General features: G+C 65.6%; 15 protein-coding genes and 1 pseudogene. 9 read left to right on the top strand and 7 right to left on the bottom strand.

From position 1 onward, the window contains the following. Positions 1-15 precede the first annotated feature (15 nt). From NRS07_RS08785 to NRS07_RS08765, 5 genes are read left to right on the top strand one after another with little or no spacing between them, the layout of a single operon-like run. A complete protein-coding gene (locus NRS07_RS08785) occupies positions 16-1,218 on the top strand; it encodes a substrate-binding domain-containing protein (RefSeq protein WP_259212592.1) in 1,203 nt (400 codons plus the stop codon). A 1-nt stretch (position 1,219) separates the two neighbouring features. Beyond that, entirely contained in the window at positions 1,220-2,002 is a 783-nt protein-coding gene (locus NRS07_RS08780) for an ABC transporter ATP-binding protein (RefSeq protein ID WP_259212591.1), read from the top strand. After that, entirely contained in the window at positions 1,995-2,738 is a 744-nt protein-coding gene (locus NRS07_RS08775; protein WP_259212590.1) for an ABC transporter ATP-binding protein, read from the top strand. The genes NRS07_RS08780 and NRS07_RS08775 overlap by 8 nt, the downstream gene beginning before the upstream one ends. 17 nt (positions 2,739-2,755) lie before the next feature. Then, positions 2,756-3,778 carry a branched-chain amino acid ABC transporter permease gene (locus tag NRS07_RS08770; RefSeq protein WP_259212588.1) on the top strand — a complete coding sequence of 341 codons (1,023 nt, stop codon included), beginning with the start codon at positions 2,756-2,758 and terminating at the stop codon, positions 3,776-3,778. Between the two features lie 4 nt (positions 3,779-3,782). Continuing rightward, positions 3,783-4,862 carry a branched-chain amino acid ABC transporter permease gene (locus NRS07_RS08765; RefSeq protein ID WP_259212586.1) on the top strand — a complete coding sequence of 360 codons (1,080 nt, stop codon included), beginning with the start codon at positions 3,783-3,785 and terminating at the stop codon, positions 4,860-4,862. An 82-nt stretch (positions 4,863-4,944) separates the two neighbouring features. Here NRS07_RS08765 and NRS07_RS08760 read toward each other — a convergent pair. Then, positions 4,945-5,235: pseudogene (locus NRS07_RS08760) on the bottom strand (IS1595 family transposase); the annotation flags it as partial. A 219-nt stretch (positions 5,236-5,454) separates the two neighbouring features. Here NRS07_RS08760 and NRS07_RS08755 point away from each other — a divergent pair. Genes NRS07_RS08755 through NRS07_RS08745 form a run of 3 tightly spaced genes read left to right on the top strand, consistent with a single transcriptional unit; the run spans position 5,455 to position 8,003 of the window. Then, a complete protein-coding gene (locus tag NRS07_RS08755) occupies positions 5,455-6,117 on the top strand; it encodes a choice-of-anchor J family PEP-CTERM protein (protein WP_259212583.1) in 663 nt (220 codons plus the stop codon). Between the two features lie 19 nt (positions 6,118-6,136). Beyond that, positions 6,137-6,562, top strand: a complete 426-nt coding sequence (locus NRS07_RS08750; protein ID WP_259212579.1) for a post-PEP-CTERM-1 domain-containing protein — start codon at positions 6,137-6,139, stop codon at positions 6,560-6,562. Then, positions 6,549-8,003 (top strand): PA domain-containing protein, encoded by a 1,455-nt coding sequence (locus tag NRS07_RS08745; RefSeq protein ID WP_259212577.1) that lies wholly within the window; start codon positions 6,549-6,551, stop codon positions 8,001-8,003. The genes NRS07_RS08750 and NRS07_RS08745 overlap by 14 nt, the downstream gene beginning before the upstream one ends. Before the next feature lie 70 nt (positions 8,004-8,073). Here NRS07_RS08745 and ppa read toward each other — a convergent pair whose 3' ends face one another. The 5 genes from ppa to hemC form a co-directional block, all read right to left on the bottom strand. Further along, complete coding sequence (gene ppa / locus NRS07_RS08740) at positions 8,074-8,613, bottom strand: inorganic diphosphatase (protein WP_259212576.1); 540 nt, start codon at positions 8,611-8,613, stop codon at positions 8,074-8,076. 113 nt (positions 8,614-8,726) lie between these two features. Next, the gene (locus NRS07_RS08735; protein ID WP_259212574.1) at positions 8,727-9,923 is read right to left on the bottom strand and encodes a heme biosynthesis HemY N-terminal domain-containing protein; all 1,197 of its coding nucleotides are present in this window, start codon (positions 9,921-9,923) and stop codon (positions 8,727-8,729) included. Position 9,924: 1 nt separating this feature from the next. Then, complete coding sequence (locus NRS07_RS08730; protein ID WP_259212573.1) at positions 9,925-11,055, bottom strand: uroporphyrinogen-III C-methyltransferase; 1,131 nt, start codon at positions 11,053-11,055, stop codon at positions 9,925-9,927. A gap of 1 nt (position 11,056) precedes the next feature. Then, positions 11,057-11,836: a uroporphyrinogen-III synthase gene (locus NRS07_RS08725; RefSeq protein WP_259212571.1), complete on the bottom strand. Its 780-nt coding sequence runs from the start codon at positions 11,834-11,836 to the stop codon at positions 11,057-11,059. Then, positions 11,829-12,797 carry a hydroxymethylbilane synthase gene (hemC, locus tag NRS07_RS08720; RefSeq protein WP_259213115.1) on the bottom strand — a complete coding sequence of 323 codons (969 nt, stop codon included), beginning with the start codon at positions 12,795-12,797 and terminating at the stop codon, positions 11,829-11,831. Before hemC ends, NRS07_RS08725 begins: the two co-directional genes overlap by 8 nt. 179 nt (positions 12,798-12,976) lie before the next feature. On the opposite strand from hemC, the gene ppc reads away from it, so the two are divergent. Further along, the gene (gene ppc, locus NRS07_RS08715; RefSeq protein WP_259212570.1) at positions 12,977-15,808 is read left to right on the top strand and encodes a phosphoenolpyruvate carboxylase; all 2,832 of its coding nucleotides are present in this window, start codon (positions 12,977-12,979) and stop codon (positions 15,806-15,808) included. 86 nt (positions 15,809-15,894) lie between these two features. Here ppc and rpoD read toward each other — a convergent pair whose 3' ends face one another. Continuing rightward, on the bottom strand, positions 15,895-18,546 hold the full coding sequence (gene rpoD, locus NRS07_RS08710) for an RNA polymerase sigma factor RpoD (RefSeq protein ID WP_259212566.1): 2,652 nt from the start codon (positions 18,544-18,546) through the stop codon (positions 15,895-15,897). Positions 18,547-19,076 lie beyond the last annotated feature (530 nt).

Genomic DNA, 19,076 nt, shown 5'->3' with positions numbered 1-19,076 from the left:
ATAGAAGGAGACTCCATGAAACACTTGATCAAACCCCTCTGCGGCGCCCTGATTGCCGCTTTCGCGGCCGGCGCCGCACCTGGCGCCCTGGCCCAGGGCAAGGACCTGAAGATCGCCCTAATCGCCGGCAAGACCGGCCCGCTCGAAGCCTACGCCAAGGAAACCGAGACCGGCTTCATGATGGGCCTGGAATACCTCACCAAGGGCACGATGGCCATCAACGGCCGCAAAATCAAGGTCATCGTCAAGGACGACCAGTCCAAGCCCGACCTGGGCCGCACCCTGCTGGCCGAAGCCTATGGCGACGACAAGGTCGACATCGCGGTCGGCACTACTTCGTCGGGTTCGGCGATCGCCATGCTGCCGGTGGCGAAAGAATACAAGAAGGTGTTGATCGTGGAGCCGGCGGTGGCCGATGCGATCACCGGCGAGAAGTGGAACAAGTACATCTTCCGCACCGCGCGCAGCTCGATGCAGGATGCGCTGGCCGCCGCCACCACCCTCAAGGGCGGCAGCGTCGGTTTCCTGGCGCAGGATTATGCGTTCGGACGCGACGCCGTCAAGGCCGGCAAGCAGGCGCTGGCTACTACCGGCAGCAAGGCCAACGTGATCCACGAAGAATACGCGCCCGCCACCACCACCGATTTCACCGCCTCGACGCAGCGCCTGTTCGACGCGCTCAAGAACAAGCCGCAGCCGCGCGTACTGGCCATCGTCTGGGCCGGCCCCAACCCCATGAACAAGATCGCGGACATGAAACCGGAGCGCTTCGGCATTTCGCTGGCCCCGGGCGGGAACATTCTGCCGGTCATGAAGACCTGGAAGGCCTACGCCGGCACCGAAGGCACGATCTATTATTACCACGGCTTCCCCAAGAACCCGATGAACGACTGGCTGGTGCGCGAACACACGAAGCGCTACAAGATGCCGCCCGATATGTTCACTGCAGGGGGCATGGCCGCCGCCAGTGCAGTGCATGCGGCCCTGTCGAAGGCGCCGAACGCAAAAAATGGCGACGCTCTGGTGGCGGCAATGGAAGGCATGGCCTTCGAAACGCCGAAAGGCACGATGAGCTTCCGCAAGGAAGACCATCAGGCGATCCAGCCGATGTACCACTTCCGCATCAAGAAGGACCAGAAACACGAATGGGACCTGCTGGAGCTGGTGCGCGAAATCCCGGCATCCGAGATGCCGCTGCCGATCCGTAACAAGCGCTGACATGCAAGGCAACAGCACCCACGCGCCCTCCTTGTCCACCCGCGACCTGACCATCCGCTTCGGCGGTCACGTCGCGGTGAACGGGGTTACGGCCGACTTCTATCCAGGCACGCTCACGGTCATCGTCGGCCCCAACGGCGCCGGCAAGACCACCTATTTCAACCTGGTGTCGGGCCAGTTGCCGGCCAGCTCGGGCCAGGTCCTTGTCAACGGGCAGGACCTCACGCGCGCCGGCGCCGCCAGGCGCACGCGCATGGGCATCGGTCGCGCCTTCCAGCTCACCAACCTGTTCCCGAACCTGTCGGTCATCGAGAACGTGCGCCTGGCGGTGCAAAGCCGCGCCGGCATGGGCCTGAATTTCTTTTCGATCTGGTCCAGCCACAAGGGCCTGATCGAGCGCGCCGAGCACTACCTGGAGCGCGTGTCCCTGTCCGCCAAGCGTGACGCCTGGGTCGGCACCCTGTCGCACGGCGACCAGCGCAAGCTCGAAGTGGCGATCCTGCTGGCGCTGGAACCGTCCATCATGATGTTCGACGAACCGACCGCCGGCATGAGCGTGGACGAAGTGCCGGTGGTGCTCGACCTGATCCAGTCGGTGAAAGCCGAGCGCAACAAGACTGTGCTGCTGGTCGAGCACAAGATGGACGTGGTACGGGCGCTGGCCGACCGCATCATCGTGCTGCACAACGGCACACTGGTGGCCGACGGCAATCCGGCGCAAGTCATGCAATCGAAGATCGTACAGGAAGCCTATCTTGGAACACCCGAAACCGAACATGCTTGAACCCCAGCGCCCGGCCAGCGCACTCCTGACGATGTCGGGCGTGCACACCCATATCGGCCAGTACCACATCCTGCAGGGCGTCGACCTGGTGGTGCCGCGCGGCGGTTTGTCCGTGCTGCTCGGCCGCAACGGCGCCGGCAAGACCACGACCCTGCGCACCATCATGGGCCTGTGGAAGGCCAGCGCCGGCAGCATCGTCTTCGACGGCCGCGACATCACCAGGCTGGCCACGCCCGATATCGCCCGCCTGGGAATTGCCTATGTCCCGGAGAGCATGGCCGTATTTTCCGACCTGACCGTGCGCGAAAACCTGTACCTGGCCGCGCGCAGCGGGCCGCTCGACGCGGCCAGGGTCGACTGGATCTGCAGCTTCTTCCCGGCCCTGAAGAAATTCTGGAACTACCCGGCAGGGAACCTCTCGGGTGGTCAGAAGCAGATGGTGGCGATCGCCCGCGCGATCGTCGAGCCGCGCCAGCTGCTGCTGGTCGACGAACCGACCAAGGGCCTGGCGCCAAGCATCATCCAGAGCCTGATCGCGGCCTTCCGCGAGCTCAAGGAAACCGACACCACGATCCTGCTGGTCGAACAGAATTTCAACTTCGTGCGCTCGCTCGGCGACACCGTTGGCGTGATGGACGACGGCCGCGTGGTGCATGCCGGATCGATGGATGAACTGGCCAACAACGATGAACTGCAGCAGCGCCTGCTCGGCCTGTCGCTCGATTCACACCAATAGGGAATGAAACCACGATCATGAGCGCTACCCTACCCCTTGCCGCCACGGACACGCCGCTGCCCGGCGCGCCGCGCGACCTCGCGCCGCTGCTGCTGGTTCCCGCCCTGATGCTGCTGATGCTGCCATTGGTTGGCAGTTTCCCCACCTGGGTGACGCTCACCGTTGCCGGGCTGGCGATGGGCATGATGATCTTCATCATGGCCAGCGGCCTGACCCTGGTCTTTGGCCTGATGAGCGTGCTCAATTTCGGCCACGGCGCTTTTGTGTCGGTCGGTGCCTTTGCCGCGACCATGGTCCTGATTCCGATGCGCGGCTGGCTCGAGATGGATTCGCTGCTGATCAACCTCGGCGTGCTGGCGCTGGCCATCACGCTGGCGATGGTGGTCACCGGCCTGCTGGGCTGGGCCTTCGAGCGCATCATCATCAAGCCGGTCTACGGCCAGCACCTCAAGCAGATCCTGATCACGATGGGCGGCATGATCGTGGCCGAACAGCTGATCCACGTGATCTGGGGCGCCGAGACCATCGCGCTGCCGCTGCCGACCGCGCTGCGCGGCGCGATCTTCCTGGGCGACGCCGCCATCGAAAAGTATCGCCTGGTGGCGGTGGTGGTCGGACTGGTGGTCTTCGTGGGCATGTTCCTGACCCTGAACCGCACCAAGATCGGCCTGTTGATCCGCGCTGGCGTCGAAAACAGCGAAATGGTGGAAAGCCTCGGCTATCGCATCAGCCGCCTGTTCGTGGCCGTGTTCGCGGCAGGTTCGGCACTGGCCGGCCTGGGCGGCGTGCTGTGGGGCCTCTACAAGGAAACCCTGACCGCGGCGATGGGCGGCGAGATCATGGTGATGATCTTCATCGTCATCATCATCGGCGGGCTTGGATCGGTGGGCGGCTGCTTCATTGGCGCCCTGCTCATGGCCCTGGTGGCCAACTATGCCGGCTTTCTCGCGCCGAAGGTCGCGCTGGTGTCGAACATCGTCCTGATGATCGCGATCCTGCTGTGGCGACCCAGCGGCCTTTACTCGACAACGCGGAGCTGACCCCATGCTGCATCGACTTCTTTCCGGCGACCTGCCGCGTAGCCGCCTGCTCGGCGCGGTACTCATCATCATCTTGCTGGGACTGGCGTTCGCGCCCTTCCTGACCGTGGGCGCGCGCCCGCTCAATACCGCCGCCACCATCTGCATCTACATCGTGCTGGTGGCGTCCTATGACTTGTTGCTGGGTTATACCGGCATCGTCTCGTTTGCCCACACGATGTTCTACGGGATCGGCGCCTACGGCATCGGCCTGGGGCTGGCACGGGTCGACGACGCCACCTGGGGCGCGGCGCTCGGCGGCCTGGCCATCGCGCTGGTCGTGGCGCTGGCACTGGCACTGGTGGTCGGCTTGTTCGCACTGCGCGTGCGCGCCATCTTCTACGCCATGATCACGCTGGCGGTGGCGTCCTCGTTTGCCGTGTTGGCCTCGCAGCTGTCCGATTTCACCGGCGGCGAAGACGGCGTCACCTTCAGCGTGCCCGAAGTGCTCACCCCCGGTTACACCTTCATGGAGAACGAGGTGTTCGGACGCGCGATCGATGGCAAGCTGCTGAGCTATTACCTGGTGTTCTTCGGTTGCCTGCTGCTGTTCCTGTTCCTGCTGCGCCTGGTCAACTCACCTTTTGGCCGGGTGTTGCAGGCGATCCGCGAAAACGAGTTCCGCGCCGAAGCGCTCGGCTACCGCACCCTGGTCTACCGCATCTGGGCCAACTGCCTGGCCGCGCTGGTGGCGGCACTGGCGGGCGCGCTGATGGCGCTGTGGCTGCGCTACGTGGGTCCCAAGACTTCGCTCGGCTTCGAAGTCATGACCGATATCCTCTTGATCGTCGTCATCGGCGGCATGGGCACCATGTATGGCGCGGTTGTTGGCGCAGCGCTGTTCATCATCGCCCAGAATTACCTGAAAGAGCTGATGGGCGCGGGTTCCACCGCCCTCGACGGCGTGCCGTTGCTGGCGGCGGCCTTGCATCCGGACCGCTGGATGCTGTGGCTGGGCGTGCTGTTCATTTTGTCGATCTATTTCTTCCCGGTTGGGATCGTGGGGAAGATGCGCGCAAGAAGGTATCTGGCGGGGAGAAAATAGCCGCCAGGTGCGCTCCCCGAGCTTGATCGTCCTTTGCATCACCCACGGCCTCCCTTCCCGGAGGCCGTTTTATTTGGCGCTGTCACCGTTGGCTATGGATGAGTCCACAAGCGATGCGCAGCAAGTGCTCGACGGCAGTGACCCGCCCGCGATCAAGTGCCCAATGCCAGCCCAGGTACTTGGGCAGCCAACGCGAGGCAACCCCGTGGATCCGCGCCAGCCATTGGCGCAAGCGCCGGTGGTAGGCGTTCACGTTCTGGACATGGATCGCGCTCCGGACCCGCTCGCCGGAGCGCAGATTGACTGCCTGGTGGGCGATGCCCCGCTGGCGGGCGAACGCACGGTAGGCGGCGTGCGAATCAGTGAGCAGGAGCGCTTGCGGGGCCATAGCTAACGGGTACAGCGCCTTTTATTTCCCCCACGATTTTTTACCCCCAGCAGCCTTGCGCCGGACTCAGCGCTCGTACTCAAGCGTTAAACATACATCAAGATTCCTTGCCAACTTGATCTTACGATAAAGACAACAATGGCCTCGTCGTCAGCCAGGCGCGAGCGGACCGCCATTTTTCTGGCTTCGTAAGAAAGGGCAATCATGAACCGACTCACCTCACTGTCCGGGGCGGCGCTGCTTGCCGCCGCCGCCGCGGTGCCACTACCCAGCCATGCGGCCGATATCGTCGTGCTCAACGAAGGTTTCCGCAATGTGGCGAAGCTGTCGGACTGGGCCCAGATCAACCGGAGCGTGCCGCCCGGTACCGGCTGGTTCCAGGGCAACCCCGACGTATTCACCGCCTACAACGGGCCGGACAATGCCTATATCGCCGCCAACTACCTCAACGCCCAGAACGGCATGGGCGTGGTCGACAACTGGCTGATCACCCCGACCCTCATGCTCAATGGTTTGAGCACGCTGTCGTTCTACACCAACCGCAGCGGCGAGCCGGGTTTCTTCGACCAGCTCGAGGTGCGCTTTGGCCTGGGCAGCAATACCAGTGCCGACGGCTTCGATACGCTGCTGCTGACCATCGGCGGCGACGTCGCTTTTCCTTCCGACTGGACGCGATGGAGCACGAACCTCGATGTCCAAGGACAGGGACGCTTCGCTTTCCGCTACCTTGGCGACGCCGCCACGCTCGACTACGTCGGCCTCGATGCAGTGCGGGTGGTGACCGCCGTGCCGGAACCGTCGTCCTGGCTGATGCTGCTGGCCGGCCTGGGCGCGGTCGGCGCGGCCGCCCGCCGCCTGCGCAAATAACCGCCCTCAGGAGAATGCCATGTCCAGATTATCGCTGATGCTCGTCCTTCCCCTGGCGCTGCCGCTGGCTGCGCTGGCGGCCACCGCTCCGCAGCAAGTCCCATTGCAAGTCCCGCCGCCCCCTGATGAACCAGGCATGGTCGTCGTGCGCGACCCCGAGACCGGCCAGTTGCGCGCCCCCACTCCGCTCGAGGCGCGCGCCCTGCGCCCCCGCACCAGCGCGGCTGCCGCGGCGGCAGCCCCGCCCAGGATGGTGGTCGGTCCAGGCGGCCGCCGCTCGGTGCGTCTCGGCGAGCGCCACATGGTGTATTCGGTGGTGACCCGCGACGCCAACGGCAAGCTCAGCGACCGATGCATCCATGGCGAACACGCCGCCGGCCAGGCGCTCACGACCCCGGCCACCCCCGCCACCCCGCCCGAGGAGCCGCGCCATGAAAACCGTTAAGTCCGTGTGCCGCAAGGCCGCCGTCATCGTCTCGCGCCTGGCCGCGACGCTGGCGCTGGCGCTTGGCGGCGTCGGCGCCGCCCACGCCGCCGCCAACATCGTGATCGTCAACCTGAACACGCCGGGCATCGGCTTCAACGACCCGACCCCGGCCGCGCCCGTGGGCGGCAATACCGGCACTACCCTGGGCGAACAGCGCCTGATCGCATTCCAGCATGCCGCCGGGATCTGGGGCGCTTCGCTTGACAGCAGCGTGACGATCCGGGTCGGCGCCTCTTTTGTTGCGCTGTCATGCAGCGCTGGCGGCGCGGTGCTCGGCTCGGCCGGGCCGACCGAAGTCTGGAGCGACTTTCCCAACGCGCCGCGCGCCGGCACCTGGTATGTGGGCGCGCTGGCGGCCAAGCTGGCCGGCGAAGACCTGACCGCGCCAACCGACCCGCACATCATCGCGCGCTTCAATTCAAGGCTCGGCCTGTTCCCCGACTGCCTGCCCGGTTCCCCGTTCTATCTTGGGCTGGACAACAATGCCGGCGGCCAGATCGACCTGGTCGCGGTGCTGCTGCACGAAATGGCGCACGGGCTCGGGTTCCTGTCGATCACCGACGACGAGACCGGAGAACTGTTTCTCGGAATACCCTCGGTCTGGGACTACCACCTGGTGGACAACCGGACCAATACGCCCTGGGTCGCGCTGAGCGACGCCCAGCGCGCGGCTTCGGCGCTCAAGTGGCGCGGACTGTCGTGGGACGGCCCCAACGTCAATGCGGCCATCCCCCAGGTGCTGGCGCCGCGCTCGAAGCTGGATATCGGCGGGGCCAACGCCGGCGCGGCCAGGGGCGACTACTACGTTGGCGACGCCTCGTTCGGCGCGCCGCTCGACACCACGCCTGTCAGCGGCCAGCTGATGCCGGTCGTCGACCAGGCCAACGGCACGGGCCTGGCCTGCACCCCGCTTACCCCCGCCAACGCGCTGGCGGTGCGCAACAATGTCGCGCTGGTCGATCGTGGCGCCTGCAATTTCGTGACCAAGGCGCGCAATGTACAGGCCGCCGGCGCCATCGCCATGGTGGTGGTGGACAATGCTCCGGGCGACGTCACCGGGCTCAGCGGTGACGACCCGGCGATCACGATTCCCGCGGTGCGCATCACCCAGTCGGATGGCGTGGCGATCAAGGCCGCGCTGCAGCAGCGCTCCCGCACCAGGTCGGGCGTGATCGCCACGCTCGCGCTTGACCCCACGCGGCTGGCCGGCACCGATGTCCAGCGTCGCATGTTGATGTACTCGCCGAGCATCTATTCGCCCGGCTCCTCGGTGTCGCACTACAGCACCGAGGCCAAGCCGAACCAGTTGATGGAGCCGTCGATCAACCCCGACCTCGAGCAGGTAGTCACGCCGCCGCGCGACCTGAGCCTGCCGCTGCTGCAGGATATCGGCTGGTAAGGCCAACGAGCAGGCAAAAAAAACGGCGACCCCATCGGGGCCGCCGTTTTTTTACGCTACCGGGCTTGGCTTACGCCTGGCCCTTGGTCTTGAAAGCTGCAACGCCAGCGACGATTTCGGCCTGCGCGGCTTCCTTGCCGGCCCAGCCCTCGATCTTGACCCACTTGCCCGGCTCCAGGTCCTTGTAGTGTTCGAAGAAATGCTGGATCTGCTGCAGGCGCAGTTCTTCCACGTCGTCCAGCGACTGGATCTTCTTGTACATCGGCAGCACTTTTTCTACCGGCACCGCGATCACCTTGGCGTCGCCGCCGCCGTCATCGGTCATGTTCAGCACGCCCAGCGCGCGGCAACGCACGACCACGCCTGGCGGCAGCGGGAACGGGGTAATGACCAGCACGTCACAGGGGTCGCCATCGTCGGCGATGGTCTGCGGTACATAGCCGTAGTTGCACGGGTAATGCATGGCGGTACCCATGAAACGGTCGACGAAGATCGCGCCGCTGTCCTTGTCGACCTCGTACTTGACCGGATCGGCGTTCATCGGGATTTCGATGATGACGTTGAAGTCATTCGGCACGTCTTTGCCGGCTGGGACGTTATTCAGGCTCATGGATGTTCCTCGGTTGCTGGGATTTCGTGAAAGTTTGACATTATAGCGAAAGGGGCATCGCCGTGTCGCGACCGCCGGCCATGCCAGGCCGGCCCGCTACGCCCTGCGAGCGATCAAATGATACTGGCGAGAGCGCACTGCCGGTAATGGTGCGCCGCTTCGGCCTCCTGGCCCAGCGCCTCGTGCATCTGCGCCAGCTTCAGGTGCGCCTCGCGCACCATCGGCGCTTCGGTGGCGTCGGACAGCGCGCCCTCCAGGTGACGCTGGGCCTTGCCCCACAGTTTCTGCCTCAGGCAAAGCGAGCCGAGCGTGAGCGCCAATGCGGGGTCGCGCGGGCGCTCCTTGAGCCAGGCCTCGCAATGCTCGATCTGCAGCAGCAGCGTCGGCGAGCCGGCCGGCCCGGCCGCTTCGCGATAGGCCCGCACCACCCGGTCGTCCCAGTTGGCGCGCAGCGCATCTTCGGCGATCGCGCGCGCCTCGTCGTGCAGGCCGCGCGCATTGAAGGCCGCCGCGGCATGCGCCGCGATGTACGGATCGGTACGGTCGGCCGCCGGCACGCCCGCCCAGACGCGCCGGACCGATTCGGCATCGTGGCCCTGCGCGCCAAGCAGCGCTTCGTAGGCCAGTTCGCGCAGACGGGTCGAGAGCGCCGGATGCAATGCCTTGCGCTTGTCCAGGATGCGCACCAGACGCAACACCTCAGGCCAGTTGCGCGCCTGCTGGTTGGCCTTCATCGACCATTGCAGCGCGTGGATGTGACGCTGGCCGCTGGCATTGAGCTCGGCCACCGCTTCCAGCGCGGCTTCCGGCTGATGGTCGTCGACCAGCAGTTCGGTGATGGTCATCAGGCGCGCCACCTTGAGGCTGGTGTCGTGGGCGATGCCGGCCAGCCAGGCGTCACGCCGGCTTGGCTCGCGCATGCGGTGGGCGGCGCGGGCCCCGATCAGGGCCGCCAGGCCGGTATTTTCAGGAAGCTCGGCGGCGCGCATCGCGGCTTTTTCGGCATGGCCGAAGCGTCCTTCGAACAAGGCCTTGAGCGCATCGCGCAAGCCCTTGTTGCCTTCGCGCTCGCGCTTGCGCTGGCGATAGGCCGCGACCCGCTGCGGCATCCTGCGGGTGGCGTTGAATGCACGCACCAGGGCGTATGCAAGCAGGAACAGCAGCGCCAGCAGCACCACGAACAGGTTCAGCGACATGTCGAGCCGGTGCGGCGGATAGAACAGCACCACGTTGCCGGGATTGAAGCGCGCCGTCACGGCGATGCCGATGGCCGCGGCCATCAGGGCGACCAGCCAGAGAAGAAGCCGCATCTCAGTCCTTCGCCTTGTAGTTGCGCACCGCGTTCAGGCTCTCGGACAGCGTAGGCATCTCGATGGTCAGGTTGTTGGCCTGCACCTGGCGCAGCGCGCTTTGCGCCGACTGGGTCACACGCGAGCGGGTGTCGAAATACTTGAGCATGATGTCCTGCGCGCTGGCCAGGTCACGATGGAAGGCCGCTTCGTTGCGCGACAGCAGCGCCAGGCGCGCGTTGAGCAGGCGCAGCTTGAGGTTCTCGCGCACGAAGAATGCTTCGCTCGGCGACAGCATCAGTGCTTCCGGCGTGTCGACGCTGCGCACCCGCACCAGCTGGCGTACGTCGTCCCACATCTCCTGGCTCCAGTTGCGCCAGGTCTGGGTGACACGCTGCACCAGGGTCAGCGTTTCGGCCGGCGCATCGCTGGCGGCACGGTCGCCAGCCTGCTTGCGGCTGCCGCGCACGGGCGCGGCTGGCAGCAGCGGCTTTTCGTCCGACAGCATCGGCAGCGTGTCGACGTGGCCAATCACGCCGTCCAGGCGCAGCGCCACGCCGGCCAGGTCGAGCGCCGGCATCGCGCGCAGGCGCTCGATGTCGGCGCCGATCGCACGGCGGATGTTCAAGAACTGCGGCTTGTCCGAGCGCGACAGCGAGCGGTCGGCGTTCTGCAGCGCGATCAGGGCGCCCTCCACGTTTCCGGCCAGCTGCAGTTGCTGGCTGGCGGTGGTCAGCACCTGTTCGATCTCGGTCAGCGCCCACTCGTCGCGGTTCTTCGACAAATCCTGGTAGAGCTGTTCGAGGGCCAGCGTCTGGGTCTGCGCTTCGCTCTGCCGGCTTTCCAGCACCCCAACCTTGATCTGCAGTTCCTTGGCGGTGTCGGCGACATCGCGCGCCAGCGCCGCGGTCGAGGCGTTCACGGCATTACCCTTCTGCAGGCTCTGTGCCATGTCGCGGCGCAATGAATTGATGCGGCTGTGCGAGCTCCAGGCCTGCAGCGCGAGCAGCACCGTGAGGATGGCGACCGCGAGCGGCAAGGGGCGCTGCATGGTCTGCAGCAGGCCCGGGCCGGGTGCCGGGCGCGGCGGCGCCTGCTGCTCGACAACGCTGGCAGGAGGAAGCGGTTCTGGAGTATTAGGCAATTCGTTCATTCTAGTGATTGTACCCCGGCAAAAGGGCGGAAACTATACGTGCGTCGCCAGACCCGGTCAGCGTGACTTGCTGGCAGCCCAGCGCGCGGGCCGTTTCGGCAATCCGCGCATGCGGAACCACCAGGTGCTGCTGCTGCAGGCGGGTCAATCCGGTGCCTGGATCGAGCTCGCGCACCAGCGCGGCGAGCCCGCGCAAGGCTTCGGAACTCGTGATTATCCAGTCGTTCGGCGCGGCCAGCAAGGCCGACAACTGGCGCGCCAGCGCAGCGTCGAGCAGCGGCAGGCTGCGCCGGTAGGCCGCGACGGTAGCGACCTCGGCCCCGGCCGCGCGCAAGGTGTCGGCCATCAGCTCGCGCCCGCTCTCTCCGCGCACGATCAGCACCCGGCGCCCGCTGAACCGGGTCAGGTCGAGGCTGGCAAGCAGGTGTTCCGAGTCGGCCTGGGCCGGATCTGGCGGGCAATAAATCGTGACCCGGTCAGCGGCCACGCCATGGCGCGCCAGTGCCGCGCGACTGCCTTCGCCGACCACGCCGATCGGCACCGCCGCCGGCCACCCGGCCAGGTGGGCGAACGCCGCATCGATCGCGTTGGGCGACACGAAAGCGACCAGGGCATAGTCTGCCAGGTGCGCCAGCGCGGCGCGCAGCGCGCTCTGGTCGGGCAGCGGCGCGATCTCGAGCAGCGGCAGCACGACCGGCGTGCGACCGATGCCGGTCACGGCCTGCGCCAGCGCGGCGGCCTGGGCGCGCGGCCGCGTGATCACGACCAGCCGTTCAGGCATCCTGCGAGGTGTCGGCGTCGGCCGACTGCTTGCACGCTTCCAGGATCGCGTGCGCATCCTGGTCGGCCAGCAGGATCGACACCTGTTCGCCGAGGAACTCCGGATGCTCCCACGAGCCGGCCACCTCGGCGCGGGCAACGCGCAGGCCGTCCGGGGTCGCCACCATGGCGCGCAGGCGCATGGTACTGCCCGCAACCGTGGCAAACGCCGCCAGCGGAATCTGGCAGCTGCCGCCGAATATCTTCGATACCTTGCGCTCGGCCGCGACCGCGCGTGCGGTTGCGTCGTGGTTCAGCGGCGCCAGCAGCGCGCGCAGGTCGACCCCGTCGCTGCGCGCGGCGCCCAGGATCTCGATCGCCATCGCCCCCTGCCCGGCCGCCGGCAGGCTCTCTTCGGGCTCCAGCACTGCGCGGATACGCCCGGGCAGGCCGAGGCGCTTCAATCCGGCCGCGGCCAGGATGATGGCCGCATATTCGCCGCGGTCGAGCTTGCCTAGGCGGGTGTCGAGGTTGCCGCGCAGCGGCTTGATGACCAGGTGCGGGTAGCGCGCCGCAACCAGCGACTGGCGGCGCAGGCTGCTGGTGCCGACGATGGCGCCCGGCGGCAGCTCGCCCAGGCTGGCATAGTCGTTCGAGACGAAGGCATCGCGCGGGTCTTCGCGCTCGAGCACGGCGCCCAGCTCGAAGCCTTCCGGCAGCTCCATCGGCACGTCCTTGAGCGAATGCACGGCCAGGTCGGCGCGCCCCTCGGCCATTGCCACCTCGAGCTCCTTGACGAACAGGCCCTTGCCGCCGACCTTGGATAGCGTACGGTCCAGGATCTGGTCGCCGCGTGTCGTCATGCCGAGAATCTCGACGTGACACTGCGGATATAATTCGACGAGGCGGGCCTGCACATGCTCGGCCTGCCACATGGCCAAGCGGCTCTCGCGGGATGCGATAATAAGCTTTTGAGGCGTCAGCTTCGCGGGCGCCTGCTGCGCCGTTTCAGTTGCATTCAACACGGATTCTTTCACTGTCATCGGGCCCACCAGGACGATGCCGGTTCCTGGCCCTTGCTTGAGATCATAAATTTTAGCATGGGCCCCTCTTGCAGACGATGGCCAACCGCCATGGCACAATCAATTTATAGATGGTCGATATGGATAACCCTGCTGCATCAGTCAACCCCGGTTCCCCTCCCCCTGCCGCCGACGACAAGGACGCGCCACTAAAAGAAGACATCCGCCTGCTCGGGCGCCTGCTCGGCGACGTGCTGCGGGCCCAGGAAGGCGAGGCCGTGTTCGAGGTGGTCGAAACCATCCGCCAGACCGCAGTGCGCTTTCGCCGCCACGACGATCCCGCGGCCGGCAAGGAACTCACCACCTTGCTGCACCAGCTCACGCGCGACGAGACCATCTCGGTGGTGCGCGCGTTTTCGTATTTTTCGCACCTGGCCAACATCGCCGAGGACCAGCACCACATCCGCCGCCGCCGCGCCCACATGCTCAAGGGCTCCGGCGCCCAGCAGGGCAGCGTCGGCTTCGCGGTCGGCAAACTGGTGGAGGCCGGCGTGCCGCAAGATCAGGTCGAAGGCTTCTTCAGGGACGCCCTGATCTCGCCGGTACTCACGGCCCACCCGACCGAAGTCCAGCGCAAGAGCATCCTCGACGCCGAGCACGACATCGCGCGCCTGCTGGCCGAACGCGACCGCGACCTGACGCCCAGGGAAATGCAGCGCAATGGGCAGTTGCTGCACGCGCGCATCGCCACGCTGTGGCAAACCCGCATGCTGCGCTACTCCAAGCTGACCGTGGCCGACGAGATCGACAACGCCCTGTCCTACTACCGCATTACGTTCCTGCGCGAAGTACCGGCGCTGTACGACGACATCGAAGCCGAGATTGCGAACCGCTATGCCGGCGCGCAAGGCGGCACCCCCACGCAGATCGGCGACGCGCTCTACCTGCAGATGGGCAGCTGGATCGGTGGCGACCGCGACGGCAATCCGAACGTCAATGCCGATACCATGTGCCACGCGATGGTGCGCCAGTCCACCACCATCCTCGATTTCTACCTCGAAGAAGTGCACGCGCTCGGCGCCGAACTGTCCAGTTCCACCTTGATCGTCGACGTCACGCCGGCGATGCAGGCGCTGGCCGACGCCTCGACCGACGCTTCGCCCCACCGCAGCGATGAGCCCTACCGCCGCGCCCTGATCGGCATCTATGCGCGCCTGGCCGCCACCGCGCGCGAGCTCGGGGTCGACCACATCCTGCGCAAGGAAGTCGGACATGCACCGCCCTACCTCGATGCCGGCCTGTTCGCGGCCGACCTCGAGGTGCTGGCCGATTCGCTGCGCAGCAACCATGGCGCCGTGCTGGTCGAGCCGCGCCTGGCCGGCCTGAAACGCGCCGCGCGCATCTTCGGCTTCCACCTGGCCTCGCTCGACATGCGCCAGAGCTCGGACGTGCACGAACGCGTGCTGTCCGAATTGTTCGCGCGCGCCGGCGGCACCGACGACTACGCGGGCCTGCCCGAGGCAGACAAGGTCGCGCTGCTGCTGGCCGAACTGGCCCAGCCGCGCCCCCTGTATTCGCCCTACGAGCGCTATTCGGAAGAGACCAATTCCGAGCTGGCGATCCTGCGCACCGCGCGCGAGATCCGCCTGCGCTACGGCAGCCGCGCGATTCGCAATTACATCATCTCGCACACCGAGACCGTGTCCGACCTGCTCGAAGTGCTGCTGCTGCAAAAAGAGACCGGCCTGCTGCGCCCGTCCAGCCAGGGCGCGGGCAGCGAGGTGATGGTGATCCCGCTGTTCGAGACCATCCCCGATTTGCAGCGCGCGGCCGGCATCATGGACGAGTGGATGTCGCTGCCGCTGGTCGAGGCCGTGATCGAGAAACAGGGCCGCCTGCAGGAAGTCATGCTCGGCTATTCGGACTCGAACAAGGATGGTGGTTTCCTGACCTCGAACTGGGAGCTGTACCAGGCCGAGCTCAAGCTGGTCGATGTGTTCGCCGCCAGGAAGGTCAAGCTGCGCCTGTTCCATGGCCGCGGTGGCACGGTCGGACGCGGCGGCGGCCCCAGCTACGACGCGATCCGCGCCCAGCCGCCGGGCACCGTCAATGGCCAGATCCGCCTGACCGAACAGGGCGAGATCATCGCCTCGAAGTTCTCGAACGCCGAAATCGGCCGGCGCAACCTGGAGCTGCTGGTGGCCGCGACGCTCGAAGCGAGCCTGAGCCCGCGCGCCGCGGACGACGCCACCACGGCGCGCCTGGCGCAGTTCGAAGCCGTGATGGCCGAACTGTCGGCACGCGCCTACCGCGCCTACCGCAACCTGGTCTACGAGACCCCGGGCTTTACCGATTACTTCTTCGAAGCGACCCCGATTGCCGAGATTGCCGAGCTGAACCTCGGTTCGCGCCCGGCCTCGCGCAAGTCGACCCGCCGCATCGAAGACCTGCGCGCCATCCCCTGGGGCTTTTCCTGGGGCCAGTGCCGCCTGCTGCTGCCGGGCTGGTATGGCTTCGGCGCCGCGGTCAAAGGCTGGCTGGCCGACGGCGACCATGCCGAGCGCCTGGCGCAGCTGCAAACCATGCACAAGCAATGGCCGTTCTTCGCGACCCTGCTGTCGAACATGGACATGGTGCTGGCCAAGACCGACCTGGCGATCGCTTCGCGCTATGCCGAACTGGTGGCGGACGTGGAACTGCGCGAGCGGATCTTCACCCGCATCACGGCCGAGCATGGCGAGACGCTGCGCTGCCTGGAGTCGATCACCGGCAGCAGCGAGCGCTTGAGCGGCAACCCGCTGCTGGCACGCTCGATCCAGAACCGCTTTGCCTACCTCGATCCGCTCAATCACCTGCAGGTCGAGCTGATCCACCGGCGCCGCCTGCTGGGCGACAACCAGGACCCACGGGTGCACCGGGGGATACACCTGTCGATCAACGGGGTCGCGGCGGGATTGAGAAATACGGGTTAGCGAGCGCCAAGAAAAAACCCCAAAAGTTGGTCTCCAACTTTTGGGGTTCAGTCCAGATCGGCGTTTTTTGCCAACTGGCAAAATTATTAATGGTTGTGCAGGAAAGTCTTCAGCTTGTCCGAACGCGATGGCTGGCGCAGCTTGCTCATGGCCTTGGCTTCGATCTGGCGAATACGCTCGCGCGTGACGTCGAACTGCTTGCCGACTTCTTCCAGCGTGTGGTCGTTCGACATCTCGACGCCGTAGCGCATGCGCAGTACCTTGGCTTCGCGCGGGGTCAGCGAATCGAGCACTTCCTTGATCACGTTGCGCATCGAGGCGTGCAGCGCGGCGTCCAGCGGTGCCAGGGTGGTGTTGTCTTCGATAAAGTCGCCCAGCTGCGAATCGCCATCCTCGCCCATCGGCGTTTCCATGGAAATCGGCTCTTTTGCGATCTTCATGATCTCGCGAACCTTGTTCTCTGGCATTTCCATCTTCAGGGCCAGGGTCGGCAAGTCCGGCTCGCTGCCAGTTTCCTGCATGATCTGGCGCGAGATACGGTTCATCTTGTTGATGGTCTCGATCATGTGCACCGGCACGCGGATGGTGCGCGCCATGTCGGCGATCGAACGCGTGATCGCCTGGCGGATCCACCAGGTGGCATACGTCGAGAACTTGTAGCCGCGGCGGTATTCGAACTTGTCGACCGCCTTGAGCAGGCCGATATTGCCTTCTTGAATCAGGTCGAGGAATTGCAGGCCGCGGTTGATGTATTTCTTCGCGATCGAGATCACCAGGCGCAGGTTGGCCACGGTCATTTCACGCTTGGCCTGGCGTGCGCGCTTTTCGCCCGCAGCCATCTGCTTGTTGATCTTGCGCAGGTCGGCCAGCGGCAGCGCGACGCGCGCCTGCAGGTCGATCATGCGCTGCTGCAATTCCTTGATTGCCGGCAGGTTACGGCTCAGCACGGCGCTATAGGCATAGGCGCAGTCGACTTCGCGGTCGCCCCATTCCAGGTCGGTTTCATTGCCCGGGAAGACCTTGATGAAGTGAGCGCGCGGCATGCCGCAGCGGTTCACGCAGATGTCCAGCACCGCGCGTTCGATCGAGCGCACCTCGTCCATCTGGTGGCGCAGCGTGTCGCACAGCTTTTCCACGATCTTGGCCGTGAACCGGATGCCCAGCAGCTCGCTCGAGATGATGGCCTGCGCTTCTTCGTATTCGCTCGATCCGTAGCCCACTGTTTTAAAGGCATGGCCCATGCGGTCGAACTGCTTCTCGATCAGCGCGAACTTTTCCAGCGCGCTCTTGCGCAGCTGGACCAGCTGCTCGGTCGAATAGCCGGCCGCGCCGCCGCCGACGGCGCCGTCTTCTTCCTCTTCTTCGACTTCTTCTTCTTCCTCTTCTTCGTCGTCGCCGTTACGCACCGCAGGGCTGGCCGGGGCCGGCGCCGGTGCGGCTGCCGTGTACTGGTCGACGAAGCCATCCACCACGTCGTCGATCTTCATGTCGTCGGCGGCAATCTTGTGCGACAGCGCGATGATTTCCGAGATCGTGGTCGGGCACGCCGAAATAGCCTGCACCATGTCTTTGAGGCCATCTTCGATGCGCTTGGCAATTTCGATCTCGCCTTCGCGGGTCAGCAGCGAGACCGCGCCCATTTCACGCATGTACATGCGCACCGGGTCGGTAGTCCGGCCAAAGTCCGAGTCGACGGTCGACAGCGCGGTGGCGGCAGCGGCTTCGACTTCGTCTTCGCTGGTCGCGGTCGGCACGTTGTCCGACAGCAGCATCATTTCGGCTTCCGGGGCGCGCTCGTAGATCGCGATGCCCATGTCGTTGAAGGTCGCGATGATGCCTTCGATCGCTTCCGGATCGACGATGTTTTCCGGCAGCTGATCGTTGATCTGGGCGTGGGTCAGGTAGCCGCGCTCCTTGCCCATGTTGATCAGGTTTTTCAGTTGCGTGCGGCGCTTTTCCAGCTCCGCTTCCGAGAAACCGGCAACGACAGCGTTCGGCAAGCCCTTGGCGCGGCGCTCGCGCAGCTTGGACGCGGCCTTCAGTTCGGAACGCTCGATCGTGTTCAGTGCAGCGACTTCGTCGTTTTCCGGCACGAATTCGCTCGGCTTGCGGCCGCGGCGACCAGGAACCTTGACCTGTGGCAGCAAGTAGCCGGTCGTGTCGATGGCGGCCAGCTTGGCCGCGTCGGTGGTCGAGCTCACGGTTCCGACGGCCGACACCGGCACGGCGGCCACCGGCGCGTCGGTACGGCGGCGGGTGCGCACGACTTTCGGTGCGGCATCAACAGCATCGGCTACCGGGTCGGCTTGCGCGGCGGGCGCGGCCTGAGGCTGCGCCGCCTCGGCGTGCGAGGCATGGGTCGCATCCTTGAGCACGGCCAGCTTCGAGGCGCGCTTGCGCACGATGACCGGCGCGGCCGCCGGCGCCGGCGCCGGCTGGACGTCTTCGCCCGCAGTCGCCGCCGTATCGGTGGCCGTCTCGTTCAGCGCCGGCGCGCACGCCGCGTCCACCGACATCGCATCGGCCTCGATTGCAATGTCGGCGGCCGGCACCTCGTCGGCGACCGGCACGGCCTTGACCGAGGCCAGGCGCGAGCGGGTCTTAACCACCGTTACCTTGGCCGCCGCTTCCGTCTCGAGGAAGTAGGAGGTCGCGGTTTTTGGCACTGCCAGCTGCGCCGTTGCCTTGGCGGGCGCTTTTTTGGCGGTCAGTGTCAGTGTCTTGGCGGTGTTTTTCATAGTAAAACTCTCTCCAGTCGCGGCGATGGGCGCCTGCGAAGTCAATAATCCAGCGGGACCCGCGCACGGGTCAGGTTCGGGGAACGGAAGTGGCCCTAACTGAGGGCGGACAGGCCGGTTTCAAGACCGCATTGACTGCAGCCGGCGTCATTCATCGGGGCGCGGCAGCGGGCAGGCAGGCAATCAGCAGGCGTTGAAATCACGGTTTGTATGTCGACACGAAAAAAAGCCCGTCGGCTCAAACGGGCTTGCTTCTATAGTTCAGTGAACATAGAGGGAAGCGAGATTATGCCGTATTGCAAGAATTGGTGATAATTGATAGTTCCCATGAGGGATATCACCGCGTTGAATATGACACCAGATTTCGACTTCCCGGCAGGTATGCGACAGCGCAAGCCGCGCGCAAGGCAAGAGGCGGATGATACACGATTTCGCGCACGCACGCCGCCCCGATGTGGTTATGACCGCAAGATTCATGGAAGAAGTACAATACGGCCGCGCTGGCGTCCGGGCGCCGTGCTATCCTTCGC

It is taken from the genome of Massilia sp. H6, from assembly GCF_024802625.1.
GTDB lineage: Bacteria > Pseudomonadota > Gammaproteobacteria > Burkholderiales > Burkholderiaceae_D > Telluria.
The sequence above is the reverse complement of the archived record's forward strand: the minus strand, read 5'-3'. Positions and strand labels throughout refer to the sequence as shown.

Coding starts and splice junctions, on each gene's coding strand:
- rpoD (WP_259212566.1), bottom strand. CDS start 18,546: ATGAAAAACACCGCCAAGACACTGACACTGACCGCCAAAAAAGCGCCC.
- NRS07_RS08725 (WP_259212571.1), bottom strand. CDS start 11,836: ATGCCTGAACGGCTGGTCGTGATCACGCGGCCGCGCGCCCAGGCCGCC.
- NRS07_RS08755 (WP_259212583.1), top strand. CDS start 5,455: ATGAACCGACTCACCTCACTGTCCGGGGCGGCGCTGCTTGCCGCCGCC.
- NRS07_RS08750 (WP_259212579.1), top strand. CDS start 6,137: ATGTCCAGATTATCGCTGATGCTCGTCCTTCCCCTGGCGCTGCCGCTG.
- ppa (WP_259212576.1), bottom strand. CDS start 8,613: ATGAGCCTGAATAACGTCCCAGCCGGCAAAGACGTGCCGAATGACTTC.
- NRS07_RS08770 (WP_259212588.1), top strand. CDS start 2,756: ATGAGCGCTACCCTACCCCTTGCCGCCACGGACACGCCGCTGCCCGGC.
- NRS07_RS08780 (WP_259212591.1), top strand. CDS start 1,220: ATGCAAGGCAACAGCACCCACGCGCCCTCCTTGTCCACCCGCGACCTG.
- NRS07_RS08765 (WP_259212586.1), top strand. CDS start 3,783: ATGCTGCATCGACTTCTTTCCGGCGACCTGCCGCGTAGCCGCCTGCTC.
- NRS07_RS08775 (WP_259212590.1), top strand. CDS start 1,995: ATGCTTGAACCCCAGCGCCCGGCCAGCGCACTCCTGACGATGTCGGGC.
- NRS07_RS08735 (WP_259212574.1), bottom strand. CDS start 9,923: ATGCGGCTTCTTCTCTGGCTGGTCGCCCTGATGGCCGCGGCCATCGGC.
- ppc (WP_259212570.1), top strand. CDS start 12,977: ATGGATAACCCTGCTGCATCAGTCAACCCCGGTTCCCCTCCCCCTGCC.
- NRS07_RS08785 (WP_259212592.1), top strand. CDS start 16: ATGAAACACTTGATCAAACCCCTCTGCGGCGCCCTGATTGCCGCTTTC.
- NRS07_RS08745 (WP_259212577.1), top strand. CDS start 6,549: ATGAAAACCGTTAAGTCCGTGTGCCGCAAGGCCGCCGTCATCGTCTCG.
- NRS07_RS08730 (WP_259212573.1), bottom strand. CDS start 11,055: ATGAACGAATTGCCTAATACTCCAGAACCGCTTCCTCCTGCCAGCGTT.